Here is a 16,143-nt window from a genome sequence, read left to right as displayed (position 1 = left end):
ATTATGCGCCCAAGACGCCATGGCCCGAGATGTTCAGATGCGCCAGATGAGCATGGGTTGCGTCAAAGGTCAGCCGGATCTGACCACCCGTTGTAGTCGCACTGCCCGATGCCGCCTCGGCATGGCGGTATTCAAAGCCATTCGGCAACTGTATCGACGCGCGGTGAGGTGCGCCCGATACGATATGAGGGATCGGATTGACCTCAACATCGAAAACTCCGGTAACTTTGGCGTATCCGCTGCGCTCTTCGCGGTTCCAGTTCAGTTCAATCGGAACAAACAGAGTTTCATGTTTCAAAGGCGCCATGGCGCTGAAGACATACCAGAACGTGGCCATTTCATCAGTATCCTGACCGGTCATGATTGCTTGCAACGCAGCCCGCTGTTCAGCTGTCGCGCTGTCATCAATGATCAGCTGCATCTGACCGTTGCCCTCATGAATTGGTCCCGGCCAATGATAGACCCCTGCCGCCCGAAGACCGCCCAGATCAGTTTCACCGTAGTGACCGCTTTGAATGTCAAAGACCACAACCGCTTCGCAATTGCCGTGTGACGGCAGTACGCTGAACTGACACGGGCAACCAAAGTTGCAATTGCAATTGGCCAGTTCTTCGGCCTGAATAGCCCATTCTGTCATGATAGCCCCCCAAGAAAAGTCGCCTAAAACAACTCTGCTCGTTGCAGGTTTAACGCATTCACGCTGCCTCGGCCTTCGAGCCTGAATTTGGCTTCTTGGATGGGCGAACCTATCACGAATCCGTGATATGTACAAACAAGATCGCAAATTACATGCCTTCTTTGGGCTTTATCATGTGCCGGGCTATGGGCCGGTCGCGTTCAGGTTGAGCACGGTATTCGGGATTGCATTCGGCTGTTAGACTTTCGGAACCAATTTGAAGATATGGGAGGTTGATTATGAGCTTTATGAAAACGCTGGCGTCCGTGGCCATTGGATTTGCTGCGGCCAAGGGCATGGAAAAATATCAGAAGATGGGCGGCATGGCCGGACTGCAAGACATGATGCAAGGTGCCGGCGGTGGTTTGGGCATGGATCAGTTGGGCAAAATGGCAGAACAATTTGGTCTGCCCGGTGGCGCGTCAGGCTTGCAGGACATGATGAGCAAGATGGGGGTTGGCGGCAGCACAGCCGGAGCCGCTGGTTTGGGTGGGTTGTTGAACGCCATGCAAGGGGCTGCCAAAACTGCCAATCAACACACAGGTGACATGATGGAAACCGTGTTCGGCGGCACGCCCGCGGGTGCAGCGATGGAAGAGCAGGCAAAACTCATGCTGCGCGCAATGATTCAGGCTGCCAAGGCAGATGGTGAACTTGACGAACAGGAAAAGGAAATCATCCTGGGTGAATTGGGCGACGATGTCAGCGAGGAAGAGCGCGCATTCGTGCAAGAGCAGCTGAACGCACCGATTGACGTCATGGGATTGGCGGCTGATTCTGGTGCGCCGCTCAAGACGCAGATCTATGCAACTTCCCTGGCTGCGATCCGTCTGGACAATGCGCGCGAGGCGTCTTACCTGCGGCAATTGTCCACCGCTCTGGGTCTTTCCGACGCGGAAAGGGACCAGATTCACACGTATATGGGCGCGCCAACCTTGCCTAGTTGAACCTGCATCAGATTCCTGTGCCTGTATCATCCGATTGGCCTTGACATAGGCGGTGCAGCGCGTAAAAGCGCACGCTCATAGGAATTCAACCGAAAGGCCCCTGCCTTTTCGGACGCAGGAGATAACCATGGCGAAGCCGACGACAATCAAGATCCGTCTGAACTCGACCGCGGGCACGGGCCACTTCTATGTGACCAAGAAGAACGCGCGCACCATGACTGAGAAAATGACCATTCGTAAATACGACCCGGTCGTTCGCAAGCATGTCGAGTATAAGGAAGGCAAGATCAAGTAATCTGCCATTCCATTTGGAAATTCCGAAAAAGGGCTCTGTTGCACAGAGCCCTTTTTCAGTTCCGGTTTCCTGATTTCGGCGGATGGCAGGCTGCGACGGTCCGTTGCAGTGGCGCATCAGCGTTTGGGACAATCGCATCCCCTGCGGCTTGCTTTTTATGGCAACCTGCAAGTACGCTTCAGCAAACCGCCACAAAATGTTGACCGCCATGAAAAAAATCTTGTTATCCACAATTGCCGTTCTGACCCTAGCGGCCTGTGAAGACCCGTTTAACCGCGAAGGTGTCGGGTTTACTGGAATCGATGGCGAACCGCGCACGATTTCGGACGTACCCGGGGCCGTCGCCTTTCTGCCAGACGCGACCAACGTTCCGGCAGAGCTGGCGGAACTGCGGACAGTCACGCTTTTGAGTGATGAGGTTGACCCGTCCAAGGTGGCTTCGGTTGCAATAGACAATGGCGGGCAGACGCCAAACACTGCTGTTCAACTGCAAGGAAGCGACACAAACCTGTTCCTCAGCACTGTCAGCGTCAACGGCACCTTATTTGGTGTGCTGCGTACGCGCTCTAACAGTGTGAAGGTCGACAATTCGGTCGGTGTAGGCTTTGCGGAAGAAGCAGAGCGTTTTACCGGCTGTCTGCCGGCTGGTCAGGTCTACCGCAAAGGCACCTCGGAAAAGAGCTCGGGCTTTGCCGTTCCGCTGAATTGCAGCTAACAGATTTCTCTCTCAAGTCCAAAACCCTCGCCGAATTCGGCGGGGGTTTTTGTTTGGTTTACGGCAAACAAAAAGGCGGACCCGTAAGGCCCGCCCTTAGAAGTCGGCTATTCCGGTCGCTTATTCTCGATTGCCAAACAGTTGCAGCAGGAACATGAACATGTTGATAAAGTCCAGATACAAGCTCAGCGCGCCCATGATCGCGGCTTTGCCCAACCATTCTTGATCGCCCGAATGGGCCATTTGCAGATAGGTGTTTTTGATGTTCTGCGTGTCATAGGCTGTCAGGCCGGCAAAGATCAGTACGCCCAGAACCGAGATCGCAAAAGCCATCGCCGACGAGGCGATGAAGATATTCACGATCGAGGCGACAATCAGGCCGATCACACCCATGATCAGGAATGTGCCCATTGCCGACAGGTCTTTCTTGGTCGTGTAGCCATAAAGCGACAGACCGGCAAAGGCGATTGCAGTGATCAGGAACACCTGAATGATCGATTCACCGGTGAACACAAGGAAAATCCAGCTGATCGAGACACCCATGACCGCAGCAAAGGTGTAGAACACCAGCTGAGCAGCCGCGGCCGACATACGATTGATCCCGGCGCTAAAGCCAAAGACAAACAGCAGCGGGGCAAACATGATGACCCATCTCAGAGGCGACGCAAACAGCGAGTAACCAAACGACGTCAGGTACTTGCTTTCGCTCAGTTGAGCGGCGGCTGCCGACGGATCGGTTGTGGTTGCCAGACCGGCAATTGCCCAGGCCGCTGCAAAGGTGATCAGCATGCCGACGGACATCGTGCCGTAGACTTTATTCATGTGGGCGCGCAGGCCCTGATCAATCTCGGCGGCGCGCGCGCCGGATGCCGTCCGGATCGTGTCGAATTGTGCCATCAAAGGGTCTCCCTAGTCGTCAAGTTAGAGCGCCCCGGCAGAGCGGGGCGGTTTTCCCTCTAAATATCGGCAACAAGGGGCTGTGTTTCAAGAGATTCCGGGCGAAAACCGACTAAAACACGCAACAAAAATGCCAACAGGCGACTCGCGGTCGCCCATCGCCATGAAAATATGAGAGTCACAGTTACCTTTTCCAGAATTGAGGTGCATCCCAGAAAAAGCGTTTTGCTTCTGCGGATGCTTCCTCGCGGGTGACACCGATGTCGTCCAGCACGGCAGCATCCAGCGTTGCCAGCTTTCGCCGCTGTCTGGACAGTTCGAACGCTTGTGAGATCAGGGACACCAAAGAACGTTTGGCTGGTTTGCAGGGATTATGGATTGCGAGTTGAGTCATAACGTGTCCTTTCCGAATTTTTGATGGTTTCGATGGGTGTCATCAATTTCCTTGATTGATATGGGTGAGTATGACATATTTTTAAAACGAATATTATTGATGGAACGCATAAGGAATCGTGAAGATGCGAAATCTGGACATTACAACCCTGCGATCTTTTGTGGCGGTGGCGGATCAGGGCGGTGTAACCCGCGCCGCCGGATTTCTGCACCTGACGCAGTCTGCGGTGTCCATGCAGCTGAAGCGGCTGGAGGAGCTGCTGGGCCTGGAGTTGCTGGACCGAAGCGGCAGGACAATTGCATTGACCGCATCCGGTGAGCAGCTGCTGGCCTACGCGCGCCGCATGATTGCCCTGAATGACGAGGTAATCTCAAAACTCACCGATCAGGCCTTTGAGGGCGAAGTGGTTCTGGGCGTTCCCCATGACATCGTCTACCCCGCGATTCCCCGGGTCCTGCAACGGTTCAATGCCGACTTTCCCCGCGTCAGGGTGCAGTTGGTGTCGTCCTATTCACTGCAATTGAAAGACATGTTCAAGCGGGGCGAATGTGATGTGATCCTGACGACCGAACCGTCTTCGGCCGATGGCGCAGAGACCATCGCAGAGCTGCCGTTGCGCTGGATCGGCGCGCCGGGCGGGTCCGCATGGCGCAAGCGCCCGTTGCCTCTGGCGCTGGGGCGGCGCTGCTTGTTCAGACCGCAGGTCATATCGGCACTGGATGCGGCCGGAATACCGTGGGAGCTGTCCGTGGAAACCGAAAACGACCGTACCATAGAAGCCACGGTCAGTGCCGATCTTGCGGTTCACGCAATGCTGGACGGAACCGAGGCCGCACATCTTGAACAGATCGACTCGGGTGGGGCCCTGCCGGATCTACCTGCACACATGATCAACCTCTACGGTGGCGAGCAGGGCCGGGATGCGGTTGTCGAAGCTCTGGCACAGTTGGTGCGACAGAACTTCAGATTGTTGGGCGGTACCCAGTTACGGGCCGTGGTTGGATGATCGCGATCAGGGCGTGATCACGATCTTGCCCGTCGACTTGCGCTCTTTCAGCAACTGCATTGCATGTGCGACATCTTCAAGGGGCAGAACATGACTGATATGCGGTTTTATCCTGCCCTCAGAATGCCACTTGAACAGGGTGTCAAAACTGTTGCGCACAGCTTCGGGGCGGAACTTCAGATAGCCGCCGATATACACCCCGATCACGGTCAGGTTTTTGACCAGCAGATGATTGGCCGGAATCTGCGGGATATCGCCCCCGGCGAATCCGATGGGCAGCAAACGCCCTTCGGGATTGGTGGCCCTGAATGCGGCCTTGAAAACATCCCCGCCGATGACGTCATAGACGACATCTGCGCCACCCAGCGATTTGACCCGCTCGCGCAGGTCTTCGGAAGCATCGATCAGATGATCGGCACCAGCGGCAAGGGCAACGGCAAGCTTGTTCTCGCCGCGCGCCTGCGCGATGACCGTGGCGCCCATGAGCTTGCCGATTTCGACGGCAGTCAGGCCGACGCCTCCCGCTGCGCCGGTGACCAGAAGGGTTTCACCCGGTTGCAGGCGTGCCCTGTGATCCAGGGCCATGTGACTGGTGGCATATGCGATCTGGATGGCGGCGGCGTCTTCGAATCCGGTGTCGTCCGGCAGCACGATCGCACGATCCGCGTCGAATACACCGTACTCGGCCAACCCACCCTGACCGGAATAGACTGCGATCCGGTCGCCTGGGCTGAGCGTTGAAACGCCAGGCCCGACTGTCTCCACGATACCGGCGATCTCCATGCCCAGGGTGAATGGGGCAGGTGGCGTGTCCTGATACGCGCCCGTCTGCATCAGCAGATCGGCGAAATTCAGGCCGCAAGCTTTTATCGCGACCCGCACCTGGCCTTCGCCCGGCTCGGGTATTTTCACGTCACAAAGCTGGGCAGACGCCCCGTCGGATGGAATGCAATAGGCCCGCATATTGTTCCTCAAGAGTTTCCGACATAGGCGCGTGTGCCGTCAGAAAAGTCAATCCGTTTGCTGCGCGGGTGCAAAAGGCCCCCGATTTTGAAGGAGGATTCAGTTGCAGGAATACGGTTCTGTAAAGGCTGTGGGTAATACAACCACAAATCCCTGTCAGGGGCGTTCGATTCAACCAGCTTGAAAAAAATCTCAAAACCGGCATTATAGATAATCAGTGCTGTAAACGGGGGGCGGTACAGTCCGTATTAGGGAGCGGTTAAGGGGAGCTCTCTAAAACTGCGATATCGGACGTCGCAAAATCCCGTGCAGATGTTTGTGTAGTATAGGAGAATACCAATGACTCATCACGTCGATGTCCATGTGGGCAAGCGCGTTCGGCATCGCCGCTGGCTGATTGGGATGACCCAGCAGCAGTTGGCGCAGCAAGTTGGTATCAAGTTTCAGCAAATCCAGAAATATGAGACCGGTGCCAACCGAATCAGCGCATCCCGCCTGTGGGACATCGCCGAGGCGCTGGATGTTCCGGTCAGCTTTTTCTTCGAAGGTCTGGAAGAAGCCCAGAAAGGCGATGCGGACAAGAAATCCGTCCCTGCCGACTTGATGGGTGACAAAGAGGCTTTGGATCTGGTGCGCTCTTACTATGCGATTCCGGAAAATCAGCGTCGCCGCCTGTTCGAGCTGGCGCGGGTTCTCAGCGACGTTGCCTGACTGACTTGACTTTGTCGCGGATTGCTCGCACCTCAGGGTCATGCAACCGACGACACAGAGCGATATCGAAATTGCCGAAGAAATGGCCGAAGCTGCGCGTGAGGCCATACTCCCCTTTTTTCGTCAAACAAATCTGGAAACTACGAACAAGCTGGCCGATGGGTTCGACCCGGTCACAGTGGCTGATCGTGCGGCTGAACAGGCGATGCGGGACGTTCTGGCGCGGCGGCGCCCGGATGACGGTGTGCTGGGCGAGGAGTTCGGCGCGCATACGGGCACCAGTGGCCGCACCTGGGTACTGGACCCCATCGATGGGACCCGCGGGTTTATCAGCGGCACGCCAACCTGGGGTGTTCTGATTGCGCTGAGTGATCAGGACGGGCCTTTTATGGGTGTAATCGATCAGCCGTATATCGGAGAGCGCTTTGTCGGATCGTCTTCCGGTGCTCACATGACCGGTCCGCAGGGCACCAGAAGAATGCAAACGCGCGATACCAGGGCGCTGGATCAGGCGACTTTGTTTACCACGTTCCCTGAGGTTGGAACCCCGAAGGACCGCGCAGGGTTTCAGGCGGTGTCCGAGCAGGTACAGCTGACGCGCTATGGAATGGATTGCTATGCTTATGCGCTTCTGGCTGCCGGGCAGGCGGATTTGGTGATCGAGGCGGGCTTGAATTCCTATGATATCCAAGCGCCGATTGCCGTTATTCAGGCGGCCGGCGGTATTGTGACCGATTGGCAGGGCGGCCCCGCACATCAAGGCGGCCGGGCCCTGGCCGCAGCAAACGCTGACCTTCACGCCGCAGCGCTTGAGATACTCCGCCAATTCTGAATTCTGTTGCCCGGCGCATCAAAGGCAACTACACCGGTCATGGCCGGTTCTTGCGCCTGTTTTCCACCGGCCGACGCACTTCTTGCATGAGACGGGCAGATGCAGGAGCGCGAAATGACGGAAACCCTACTCAAGAATGCTGATCTGATCCTGACAATGGACGAGTCCCGGCAGGAATTGTCCAAGGCCGATATTCTGGTCCGCGATGGGCAGATTGCCCGGATCGGGCTGCGACTGGAAACACAGGGTGAGGTGCATGATGTTTCAGGTTGTCTGGTGACGCCTGGCCTGGTGAATACCCACCACCATCTTTACCAAACCCTGACACGGGCGGTGCCGGGCGGGCAGGATGCGCTGCTGTTTGGGTGGCTGCAAACGCTCTATCCGATCTGGTCGCGTTTCGGGCCGGAGGAAATGTTCACCTCGGCTCAGATCGGTTTGGCCGAACTGGCGCTGTCGGGGTGCACGCTCAGTTCCGATCACCTTTACCTCTATCCCAACGGCGCGCGGCTTGAGGATACGATCGCGGCCGCGTCCGAGTTGGGGATGCGGTTTCATCCGACACGCGGCGCGATGAGCATCGGCGAGACCGACGGGGGCTTGCCGCCGGATCACCTGGTGGAAAACGAAGCCGCTATTCTGGACGACATGGTACGTGTCGTGGACGCGTTTCACGACCCGTCGGACGGGTCCATGTGCCGCGTTGGCCTTGCCCCGTGTTCACCATTTTCCGTCAGCCGCGACCTGATGCGCGATGCGGCGTTGCTGGCGCGGGACAAGGGCGTGATGTTGCATACCCATCTGGCCGAGAATGATGAGGATATCGCCTATTCGCAGGCGCAATTCGGCTGCCGCCCGGGGCAATATGCCGAGGAACTGGGCTGGACCGGCCCGGATGTCTGGCACGCCCATTGCGTCAAGCTGGACGGGGCCGAGATTGATCTGTTCTCGCGCTCGGAAACAGGCGTGGCCCATTGCCCCTGTTCAAATTGCCGCCTCGGATCGGGTATCGCACCGGTGCGGGCGATGCGCGATGCGGGTGTCAAGGTCGGCCTCGGCGCAGATGGATCGGCCAGCAATGACAATGGCAACCTCATGCTTGAGGCGCGCCAGGCCATGTTGCTGCAACGGGTCGCCAATGGTGCAGATGCCATGTCGGCCCGCGAAGCGCTCGAGATCGCGACGCGCGGCGGCGCGGATGTGTTGGGACGTCCCGATTGTGGACGGCTGATGCCCGGAAAACGAGCCGATATTGCGGTGTGGGATACCCGCGGCATCGAAAGCGCGGGCAGTTGGGATCCGGCGGCGCTGCTTCTGGCGGGGCCGATGTCTGTGAAACATCTGTTCGTCGAAGGCCGCCAGATCGTGCGTGACGGGCACATAACGACCATCGATCTGCCCCGCGTGATCGAACGCCAGAACACGCTTGCCCGGGCGTTGCAGGCCTAAGCCGCCTGTTGTCCGCCGATCCAGACCTCAGCCACGGCGCGATCATCGCCCATCATGATGGTTGGGAAGATCGCTTCCCAAACATCTTCTGCATGGGCCTCGCGCTGGGCGATGGCGGGGGTCGAGGCGAGGTCGATTACCACCAGATCCGCCTCCATCCCCTGAGCGATGTTGCCGATGCAGTCGTCCATACGCAGGCTTCGGGCGGATCCGACCGTGCCCAACCACAGCAATTGCGCCGGATGCAGGGGACGGCCGCGCAATTGGCCGATCTCATAAGCGGCGGCCATGGTGCGCAGCATCGAAAAGCTGGACCCGCCGCCGGTATCCGTGGCCAGACCGATCCGGTGGCCATCATGGATCAGCCCGTTCATGTCAAACAATCCCGATCCGATGAAGGTGTTCGACGTGGGGCAATGGATCAAAGAGGCATCGACCTCGCGCAGCCGATCCCGTTCCCGGTCTTCCAGATGGATGACGTGGCCATACAGGCCGTTCTGGCCCAACAGGCCGAATTTCTCGTAGGTATCCAGATAATCCCTTGCTTCAGGGAACAGGGATCGAACCCATTCGATTTCATCTGTTTGCTCGCTCAGGTGGGTTTGCATGAGACAATGGGGATGCTCGGCCCAAAGCGCGCCCATGGCCTCGAGCTGTTCCGGGGTCGAGGTCGGTGAAAAGCGCGGCGTGATCGCATAGGACAAGCGGTCGACGCGATGCCATTTTTCCAGCAGGGCGGCGGATTGGTCATAAGCCGTCTGCGCGGTGTCGCGCAGACCTTCGGGCGCGTTACGGTCCATGCAGGTCTTGCCGGCGACCACACGCTGCCCACGCTGTTGCGCCGCGGTGAAAAAGGCATCCACGCTTTCAGGGTGAATCGTGCAAAAACTGCACATGGTCGTGGTGCCGTGGGCGGTCGTCAGGTCCAGATACCGGTTGGCGATCTCGGTCGCATAGTCGAAATCGCCGAACTTCATCTCTTCCGGGAAGGTGTAGGTGTTCAGCCAGTCGATCAGCCGCTTGCCCCAGCTGGCGATCATCGCTGTCTGTGGATAATGCACATGTGGATCGACGAACCCAGCCATGATCAGGCGCGTTCCGTGATCCTTCGTGACTGCGTCAGGATGGGCTTTATTCAGCGCATCGGCGGTGCCGACCTCTGCAATTCGCCCGTGTTTGATCACGACCGCTTCGTCCAGCCGGGTCGCCTCGGTCGGCTCTCCGTCGAAGGGTGATCCTGTGAAACTCAGAACACGCCCTTTCAAAAGCGTCTTTTGCGCCATTTTCCCTGTTCTCCACCTGTTTGGAACCGCACACCAGCATAGGCGGACGAAAGAAGTGGGTAAATCGGCGCATTGTCATTGTTTTCCGGTAGCTGCTTCTTCTATTTAAGGGCAAATCGTAAAAAAGGGGCAGAGCATGACGACAGGCAGAGACGAAGCCGGACACGATCAGCCCCGGGATGAAGACGCCTATGCGTTGGACCCCAAGGCAGTAGCGGCAATTCTGTACGCGGTGGACATAGACGACCGCGACAAGCTGGTTGAGTTGATGGAGCCGCTGCACTCGGCCGACATTGCCGACCTTCTTGAACAGATCAATCCGTTTGACCGGGCGCGCCTGATCCGCCTGTATGACAAAGAGTTCGACGGCGACATCCTGTCTGAACTGGATGAATCGGTTCGTGAAGAGGTGATCTCTGTTCTGAACCCGGATGTTCTGGCCGAAGCCGTGCGCGAGATGGAAAGCGACGATGTCGTTGACCTGCTGGAAGACCTTGAGGAACCGCAGCAGGAAGCCATTCTGGACGCATTGGAGGTTTCCGAAAGGATCGCAGCCGAGCAGGCACTGTCCTACCCCGAGAACTCGGCCGGTCGTCTCATGCAGCGGGAAGTCGTCATGGCGCCGGAACATTGGAGCGTCGGGCAAGCTATCGACTTCATGCGCGCCAATGACGATTTGCCCGAGCAGTTCTATCATGTCGTTCTGGTCGATCCGCGCCTGAAACCGGTTGCTCAGGTGACGTTGGGCAAGCTTATGGCGGCGCGTCGTGAAGTGCCGCTGATTGATCTGGCAGAAGAAGAGTTTCACATCATCCCCGTCGATCAGGATGAGGAAGACGTGGCTTATGCCTTCAACCAGTATCACCTGATCTCGGCCCCGGTGGTGGATGCGGATGGTCGTTTGGTCGGTGTCATCACCATTGACGACGCGATGGTCGTTCTGGATGAAGAGCACGAAGAGGACATTCTGCGTCTTGCCGGCGTTGGCGACGAAAGCTCGTTGTCTGACAGTGTGGCGGCAACCAGCCGGCGAAGGTTGCCCTGGTTGGCGGTGAATCTGTGCACGGCGATTTGTGCCTCTTTGGTGATTTCGCAATTCGAGGCGGCAATTGATCAATTGGTCGCGCTGGCCATCCTGATGCCGATCGTTGCGTCAATGGGCGGCAATGCAGGAACACAATCGCTCACCGTGGCGGTGCGTGCGCTGGCGACGCGCGACCTGACAAATTCGAACGTGATGCGCGTTATCAGGCGGGAACTGCTGGTGGGGATGCTGAATGGGCTCTGCTTTGCCATCGTGTTGGGGACCGTGGGGATGCTGTGGTTCGATTCCCCGCTGCTGGGTGTCGTGATCGGGTCGGCCTTGGTCGTGAATATGATCATCGCCGGGTTCGCAGGTACGGTAGTACCGGTGGTGCTGGATCGTCTGGGAATTGACCCGGCTCTGGCTTCAGGAACCTTTGTGACAACCACGACGGATGTCATGGGTTTCTTCATATTTCTTGGGCTTGCCAGCGTGGTGCTACTGTGACCGATCTGACCGATATCAAAGCCGCAGCGCGCAAAGCGGCATTTGCCCGCCGCAAGGCCGCGTTTGATGCCCGCTTGCCGGGCGCAGCCGGGCGCTTGTCCGAGGTTCTGGCAGGCTATCGCGGCGTGCCCCTGTCAGGTTACATGCCGATCCGGACCGAGATCGACCCGGTGCCTGCGATGGCCGAAGCATCGGCTTATGGCCCGGTGGGGGTACCTGTCATTCAGGCAGCCGGTCAGCCGCTGAAATTCTCTCGCTGGACGCCGGACGGTGTGCTTAAGGACGGCCCGTTCGGTGCAAAAGTGCCCCAGGTGGATGACTATTTCGACCCCGAAATTCTGATCGTTCCACTGGTCGCCTTCGACGCAAATGGTGGCCGCCTGGGGTATGGCGGCGGGTTTTATGACCGAACGCTGGAAGGTCTGCGCGCCAAACGCCCGACGCTTGCCATCGGTTTTGCTTTTGATGCGCAAGAGGCTGCGGACCTGCCGCTCGAGCCAACCGACCAACCGCTAGATATGGTTGTCACGGAAAGCCGCGTGCTGACCTTCTAGCTGCTATTGCTCGAAATGGCTGCGCAAGTAATCCCAAGCATCCACCTCGGTGCCGTCCTTCAGGATGCAGACGCCATAGACACTGCCGTCTTCGTTTTTACGAAGCTGGTAGGTCCCGTCGTTTTCAATGCAAAAGGTCGCGGCGGGGTTGGGCATGGATGTCTTGGTGCCTTCGGCAGCGGCAGCAGTTGCCGCCAAAAGGCAGCCGGTCAGAACAATTGACGACTTCACGAAGAATTCCTTCTGTATTCAAGAGACGTATCGAAACATTGCCACGGCAGAATTTGATTTCAACCCCCAAGTCTGCCGTTAATTTCACGCTTCCGCCTTGTTATTGCCAAGTACAGCCCCTACGACCCGGATCATGAGGATTCTGTTTCTTGGTGATGTCATGGGGCGCGCGGGACGCGCTGCCGTTCAGCAGCATTTGCCGCGCCTGCGCGACGAATGGCGGCTGGATTTTGTCGTGGTCAATGGCGAAAACGCGTCGAACGGCATGGGGCTGACCGGAGATCACGCCAGGCTGTTGCTCGACGCCGGAGCGGATTGCCTGACGCTGGGCGATCATGCGTTCGACCAGAAAGACATGCTGCAATTCATCGAGAAGGAACAGCGCATCATACGACCCGTCAATTTCGCCAAAGGAGCGCCGGGGCGGGGTCATCGGCTGTTCACGGCCCCGGGGGGGCGCAAGGTTCTGGTGGTTCAGGTGCTGGGTCAGGTCTTTATGAAACGCCCGTTCGACGATCCGTTCTCGGCTATCGAACCGATCCTGAAATCTCATCCCAGAGGCGGGCAGGCGCAGGCGATCATCGTGGACATGCATTGCGAGGCCACGTCCGAGAAGATGGCGATGGGGCACTACTGCGACAAACGTGCAAGCCTTGTGGTGGGAACGCATACCCATGTCCCGACGGCGGATTCCCAGATTCTGCCGGGGGGCACTGCGTATTTGACCGATGCGGGCATGTGCGGAGATTACGATTCGGTCATCGGCATGGACAAGCAGGAGCCCATGCGCCGGTTCATCACCGGCATGCCCAAGGCGCGCTTTACCCCTGCAAACGGCGAAGCCACACTAAGCGGCGTGTTCGTGGAAACCGATGATCGTGACGGACAAGCCAAAACCGTGCGCATGGTGCGCGTCGGAGGGCGCCTGGAACAAGCCGGGCCCGAATAGTCATCGTCAGGCTTGCTCTGTCGGGCGCAATGCGTGAAACTGCATGTCATCAGGCGCTTGGGCCCGGGTTCGGACAGAATACCACGAATGAATTTCCTTTCACTGACAGACACAGGAAGCGCAGTTCTGGCGCTGGTCATCGTTGCGGGCATGTTTATCATGTTCCTGCGCGAGGTTTATCCGACCGAAGTCGTGGCCATTGGCGGTGTCTCACTGATGCTTGTAACCGGCATTCTGCCCTATCAGAGTGCGCTTGCAGTTCTGTCCAACCCGGCACCCTGGACGATTGCGGCGATGTTCATCATCATGGGGGCTTTGGTGCGGACCGGAGCCCTGGATTCGTTCACCTCGACCGCGCAAAAGCAAGCTCAGGTGAACCCGCGTGTCGCAATCGCTTTGCTCATGGGGTTTGTCGTGCTGGCCTCGGCGGTGGTTTCGAATACGCCAGTGGTCGTGGTGATGATACCGGTCTTTGTGCAAATCGCCCGCACCCTGAATGTTCCCGCGTCCAAATTGCTGATTCCGCTGAGTTATGCGGCCATTCTGGGCGGCACGCTGACATTGATCGGCACGTCCACCAACCTGCTGGTCGATGGTGTGGCCCGCGCGCAGGGGATGAAACCCTTTACGATTTTCGAAGTCACGCCGCTGGGGATCGCGCTGGTGATCTACGGCATGATCTATTTGCGGTTCATCGCGCCGAAACTGTTGCCCGAGCGGGACAGCATGGCGTCGCTGCTCAGCGACCGGTCCAAGATGAAGTTCTTTACCGAGGCCGTCATTCCGCCGGACAGCAACCTGATCGGGCGCGAAGTGACCGGCGTGCAGTTGTTCAAACGCCCCGGCGTGCGCCTGATCGATGTCATCCGGGGGGATGAGTCGTTGCGGCGCAACCTGAAAGGCGTCGAACTTAAGGTCGGCGACCGGGTGGTTCTACGCACCGAGATGACCGAGCTTCTGAGCCTTCAGCGCAACAGGGAACTCAAACGCGTGGATCAGGTATCGGCCGTTGAAACCAAGACGGTTGAGGTGTTGATCACGCCCGGATGCCGTCTGGTGGGTCGGACCCTTGGGATGATGCGGCTTCGGCGTCGTTATGGCGTTTACGTGCTGGCGGTGCACCGCCGCAACCAGAATATCGGTCGTCAACTGGATGACTTGGTGGTCAGGGTTGGGGATACGCTGCTTTTGGAAGGTGCCCCGGCGGATATCCAGCGGCTGGCGGTGGAAATGGACATGGTGGACGTCACCCAGCCATCGGCTCGTGCCTTCCGTCGCAGCCACGCACCGATTGCGATTGGGGCTCTTGTAGGGATTGTTGCCCTTGCCGCGCTGGGCATTGCGCCCATCCTGTTGTTGTCGATTGTGGCCTGCGCCGTGGTTCTGTTGACCCGTTGTATCGATGCGGATGAGGCGTTTTCTTTTGTGGAAGGTCGCCTGTTGGCGTTGATCTTTGCGATGCTGGGCATTGGGGCTGCACTGGACAGTTCGGGCGCGGTTTCTCTGATCGTCGAGGCCGTTGCGCCGGGGCTCAGTGTCTTGCCGCCATTCCTGATTATCTGGGCGATTTACCTGCTGACCTCGGTGCTGACGGAACTGGTTTCCAATAACGCCGTGGCGGTTGTGGTCACCCCGATCGCCATCGGTCTGGCTCAGGCGGTCGGAATAGATCCGCGCCCACTGGTCGTCGCGGTCATGGTGGCGGCCTCGGCGTCTTTTGCAACTCCGATCGGATACCAGACGAACATGATGGTCTATGGCCCCGGGGGCTACAGGTTCACCGACTTCATGAAGGTCGGTGTGCCGCTGAACCTGACGGTCGGATTGTTGGCGTCTCTGCTGATCCCGTTGATCTGGCCGTTATGACATCGGCACAGATTTGCCGCTTTATCCGCGGCGTACTTGTAAATGTCGGATGAACAGCAATCTTTTGTAGAAATATTACTTTAAGGGGTACTGCCATGCTGACATTCGGCCGCACCATGTTTCCTGCGGTTGCTTTCGCCACCGTTTTGAGCGGCGCATCGCTTGCCGGAACCGTCGAAGGAACTGCAACCTACCGAGAGCGTATTGCGCTTCCGCCTGACACGACCTTGTTCGTCGAGCTTCAGGATATCTCATTGGCGGATGCGCCGGCCGAAACGCTTGCCGCGCAGAGATATTCCTTGACCGGTGTGCCGGCGCAGTTCGAACTGACTTATGATGACGCATTGATTCAGGACGGGCGCAGATACGCCGTGCGTGCTTCGGTCATGCAGGGGCAAAAGCTGTTGTTCACCACGGATACCGTTTATCCGGTACTTACACATGGGGCCGAGAATTCTGCTGACCTGCTGATGATACAGGTGCAACACCAAGGTGCCGTGATGCTGGAAAACACCGAATGGGTCGCTTCGGGCCTCAATGGTGCGGCTGTCGAGACAGAGAAACGTCCTGAACTTGCTTTTGGGCAGGGCGGGGCATTTTCAGGCAGCGGAGGTTGCAACCGGTTCAGTGGCCAGGCCGAGATTTCTGACAATCGGATTGCGTTCCCGGACAATATGGCTGCAACGCTCATGGCTTGCCCACCCCCGCTGGATGAGGTCGAGCGGCAGTTTCTCAAGGCGATGCAAAGTGTCACAACCTTCGCGATGCAAGGCAACGCGCTGGCCTTGCTGGATGCTCAGGGTGAGCTGGTGATCAAAATGATGCGCAAGTAATAGGGCAGGGC

Annotated in this window: 18 protein-coding genes; 12 read left to right on the top strand and 6 right to left on the bottom strand. The window is 58.0% G+C overall.

Annotation, left to right across the window (positions count from 1 at the left end):
- Window position 1: 1 nt before the first annotated feature.
- Window positions 2-637 (bottom strand): DUF1326 domain-containing protein, encoded by a 636-nt coding sequence (locus I9185_RS07135; protein ID WP_210092663.1) that lies wholly within the window; start codon window positions 635-637, stop codon window positions 2-4.
- 278 nt (window positions 638-915) lie between these two features.
- On the opposite strand from I9185_RS07135, the gene I9185_RS07130 reads away from it, so the two are divergent.
- The 3 genes from I9185_RS07130 to I9185_RS07120 all read left to right on the top strand — a co-directional run bounded on the left by I9185_RS07130 (window position 916) and on the right by I9185_RS07120 (window position 2,633).
- Entirely contained in the window at window positions 916-1,623 is a 708-nt protein-coding gene (locus tag I9185_RS07130; RefSeq protein ID WP_171630826.1) for a DUF533 domain-containing protein, read from the top strand.
- A 127-nt stretch (window positions 1,624-1,750) separates the two neighbouring features.
- Entirely contained in the window at window positions 1,751-1,918 is a 168-nt protein-coding gene (rpmG, locus tag I9185_RS07125; RefSeq protein WP_037309480.1) for a 50S ribosomal protein L33, read from the top strand.
- A 208-nt stretch (window positions 1,919-2,126) separates the two neighbouring features.
- Window positions 2,127-2,633 carry a hypothetical protein gene (locus I9185_RS07120; protein ID WP_171630828.1) on the top strand — a complete coding sequence of 169 codons (507 nt, stop codon included), beginning with the start codon at window positions 2,127-2,129 and terminating at the stop codon, window positions 2,631-2,633.
- 120 nt (window positions 2,634-2,753) lie between these two features.
- Here the strand turns inward: I9185_RS07120 and I9185_RS07115 are convergent, their stop codons facing one another.
- Complete coding sequence (locus tag I9185_RS07115; RefSeq protein ID WP_171630830.1) at window positions 2,754-3,530, bottom strand: Bax inhibitor-1/YccA family protein; 777 nt, start codon at window positions 3,528-3,530, stop codon at window positions 2,754-2,756.
- Window positions 3,531-3,714: 184 nt separating this feature from the next.
- Window positions 3,715-3,924, bottom strand: a complete 210-nt coding sequence (locus I9185_RS07110; protein WP_210092662.1) for a DUF1127 domain-containing protein — start codon at window positions 3,922-3,924, stop codon at window positions 3,715-3,717.
- Between the two features lie 124 nt (window positions 3,925-4,048).
- Between I9185_RS07110 and I9185_RS07105 the strand changes: the two genes are divergently transcribed.
- Window positions 4,049-4,930 carry a LysR family transcriptional regulator gene (locus I9185_RS07105; protein ID WP_171630835.1) on the top strand — a complete coding sequence of 294 codons (882 nt, stop codon included), beginning with the start codon at window positions 4,049-4,051 and terminating at the stop codon, window positions 4,928-4,930.
- Between the two features lie 6 nt (window positions 4,931-4,936).
- Here the strand turns inward: I9185_RS07105 and I9185_RS07100 are convergent, their stop codons facing one another.
- Complete coding sequence (locus I9185_RS07100; RefSeq protein WP_210092661.1) at window positions 4,937-5,893, bottom strand: NADPH:quinone oxidoreductase family protein; 957 nt, start codon at window positions 5,891-5,893, stop codon at window positions 4,937-4,939.
- Window positions 5,894-6,232: 339 nt separating this feature from the next.
- Between I9185_RS07100 and I9185_RS07095 the strand changes: the two genes are divergently transcribed.
- The 3 genes from I9185_RS07095 to I9185_RS07085 all read left to right on the top strand — a co-directional run bounded on the left by I9185_RS07095 (window position 6,233) and on the right by I9185_RS07085 (window position 8,885).
- Window positions 6,233-6,604, top strand: coding sequence for a helix-turn-helix transcriptional regulator (locus tag I9185_RS07095; RefSeq protein ID WP_152458749.1), 372 nt, complete (start codon window positions 6,233-6,235; stop codon window positions 6,602-6,604).
- Window positions 6,605-6,644: 40 nt separating this feature from the next.
- Entirely contained in the window at window positions 6,645-7,436 is a 792-nt protein-coding gene (gene hisN / locus I9185_RS07090; protein WP_171205361.1) for a histidinol-phosphatase, read from the top strand.
- A 114-nt stretch (window positions 7,437-7,550) separates the two neighbouring features.
- A complete protein-coding gene (locus I9185_RS07085) occupies window positions 7,551-8,885 on the top strand; it encodes an 8-oxoguanine deaminase (RefSeq protein ID WP_209832447.1) in 1,335 nt (444 codons plus the stop codon).
- On the opposite strand, the gene guaD is transcribed toward I9185_RS07085, so the two are convergent.
- Window positions 8,882-10,168: a guanine deaminase gene (gene guaD / locus I9185_RS07080; RefSeq protein ID WP_210092660.1), complete on the bottom strand. Its 1,287-nt coding sequence runs from the start codon at window positions 10,166-10,168 to the stop codon at window positions 8,882-8,884. The genes I9185_RS07085 and guaD overlap by 4 nt on opposite strands.
- A gap of 136 nt (window positions 10,169-10,304) precedes the next feature.
- Here guaD and mgtE point away from each other — a divergent pair, with 136 nt between their 5' ends.
- The gene (mgtE, locus tag I9185_RS07075) at window positions 10,305-11,699 is read left to right on the top strand and encodes a magnesium transporter (RefSeq protein ID WP_171630845.1); all 1,395 of its coding nucleotides are present in this window, start codon (window positions 10,305-10,307) and stop codon (window positions 11,697-11,699) included.
- Window positions 11,696-12,253 (top strand): 5-formyltetrahydrofolate cyclo-ligase, encoded by a 558-nt coding sequence (locus tag I9185_RS07070; protein ID WP_171630847.1) that lies wholly within the window; start codon window positions 11,696-11,698, stop codon window positions 12,251-12,253. The genes mgtE and I9185_RS07070 overlap by 4 nt, the downstream gene beginning before the upstream one ends.
- Window positions 12,254-12,256: 3 nt before the next feature.
- Here I9185_RS07070 and I9185_RS07065 read toward each other — a convergent pair whose 3' ends face one another.
- Window positions 12,257-12,484, bottom strand: coding sequence for a DUF333 domain-containing protein (locus I9185_RS07065; RefSeq protein ID WP_224853568.1), 228 nt, complete (start codon window positions 12,482-12,484; stop codon window positions 12,257-12,259).
- A 133-nt stretch (window positions 12,485-12,617) separates the two neighbouring features.
- On the opposite strand from I9185_RS07065, the gene I9185_RS07060 reads away from it, so the two are divergent.
- From I9185_RS07060 to I9185_RS07050, 3 genes are all read left to right on the top strand, one after another.
- Window positions 12,618-13,433, top strand: coding sequence for a TIGR00282 family metallophosphoesterase (locus I9185_RS07060; RefSeq protein WP_171114781.1), 816 nt, complete (start codon window positions 12,618-12,620; stop codon window positions 13,431-13,433).
- A gap of 87 nt (window positions 13,434-13,520) precedes the next feature.
- On the top strand, window positions 13,521-15,299 hold the full coding sequence (locus I9185_RS07055; protein ID WP_210092659.1) for an SLC13 family permease: 1,779 nt from the start codon (window positions 13,521-13,523) through the stop codon (window positions 15,297-15,299).
- A gap of 95 nt (window positions 15,300-15,394) precedes the next feature.
- Entirely contained in the window at window positions 15,395-16,132 is a 738-nt protein-coding gene (locus tag I9185_RS07050; RefSeq protein WP_245223422.1) for a YbaY family lipoprotein, read from the top strand.
- The last annotated feature ends 11 nt before the right edge of the window (window positions 16,133-16,143 follow it).

The sequence above is a fragment of the Ruegeria sp. HKCCSP346 genome, from assembly GCF_017872595.1.
Classification (GTDB): domain Bacteria; phylum Pseudomonadota; class Alphaproteobacteria; order Rhodobacterales; family Rhodobacteraceae; genus Ruegeria.
Note: the sequence above shows the minus strand (reverse complement) of the source record. Positions and strands in the feature narration are given on the sequence as shown.

Excerpts from the sequence above, each read along its gene's own strand:
- I9185_RS07100 (WP_210092661.1), bottom strand. The coding sequence starts at position 5,893 with ATGCGGGCCTATTGCATTCCATCCGACGGGGCGTCTGCCCAGCTTTGT.
- guaD (WP_210092660.1), bottom strand. The coding sequence starts at position 10,168 with ATGGCGCAAAAGACGCTTTTGAAAGGGCGTGTTCTGAGTTTCACAGGA.
- I9185_RS07105 (WP_171630835.1), top strand. The coding sequence starts at position 4,049 with ATGCGAAATCTGGACATTACAACCCTGCGATCTTTTGTGGCGGTGGCG.
- I9185_RS07085 (WP_209832447.1), top strand. The coding sequence starts at position 7,551 with ATGACGGAAACCCTACTCAAGAATGCTGATCTGATCCTGACAATGGAC.
- I9185_RS07060 (WP_171114781.1), top strand. The coding sequence starts at position 12,618 with ATGAGGATTCTGTTTCTTGGTGATGTCATGGGGCGCGCGGGACGCGCT.
- I9185_RS07115 (WP_171630830.1), bottom strand. The coding sequence starts at position 3,530 with ATGGCACAATTCGACACGATCCGGACGGCATCCGGCGCGCGCGCCGCC.
- I9185_RS07135 (WP_210092663.1), bottom strand. The coding sequence starts at position 637 with ATGACAGAATGGGCTATTCAGGCCGAAGAACTGGCCAATTGCAATTGC.
- mgtE (WP_171630845.1), top strand. The coding sequence starts at position 10,305 with ATGACGACAGGCAGAGACGAAGCCGGACACGATCAGCCCCGGGATGAA.
- I9185_RS07095 (WP_152458749.1), top strand. The coding sequence starts at position 6,233 with ATGACTCATCACGTCGATGTCCATGTGGGCAAGCGCGTTCGGCATCGC.
- rpmG (WP_037309480.1), top strand. The coding sequence starts at position 1,751 with ATGGCGAAGCCGACGACAATCAAGATCCGTCTGAACTCGACCGCGGGC.
- hisN (WP_171205361.1), top strand. The coding sequence starts at position 6,645 with ATGCAACCGACGACACAGAGCGATATCGAAATTGCCGAAGAAATGGCC.
- I9185_RS07050 (WP_245223422.1), top strand. The coding sequence starts at position 15,395 with ATGCTGACATTCGGCCGCACCATGTTTCCTGCGGTTGCTTTCGCCACC.
- I9185_RS07055 (WP_210092659.1), top strand. The coding sequence starts at position 13,521 with ATGAATTTCCTTTCACTGACAGACACAGGAAGCGCAGTTCTGGCGCTG.
- I9185_RS07130 (WP_171630826.1), top strand. The coding sequence starts at position 916 with ATGAGCTTTATGAAAACGCTGGCGTCCGTGGCCATTGGATTTGCTGCG.
- I9185_RS07120 (WP_171630828.1), top strand. The coding sequence starts at position 2,127 with ATGAAAAAAATCTTGTTATCCACAATTGCCGTTCTGACCCTAGCGGCC.
- I9185_RS07110 (WP_210092662.1), bottom strand. The coding sequence starts at position 3,924 with ATGACTCAACTCGCAATCCATAATCCCTGCAAACCAGCCAAACGTTCT.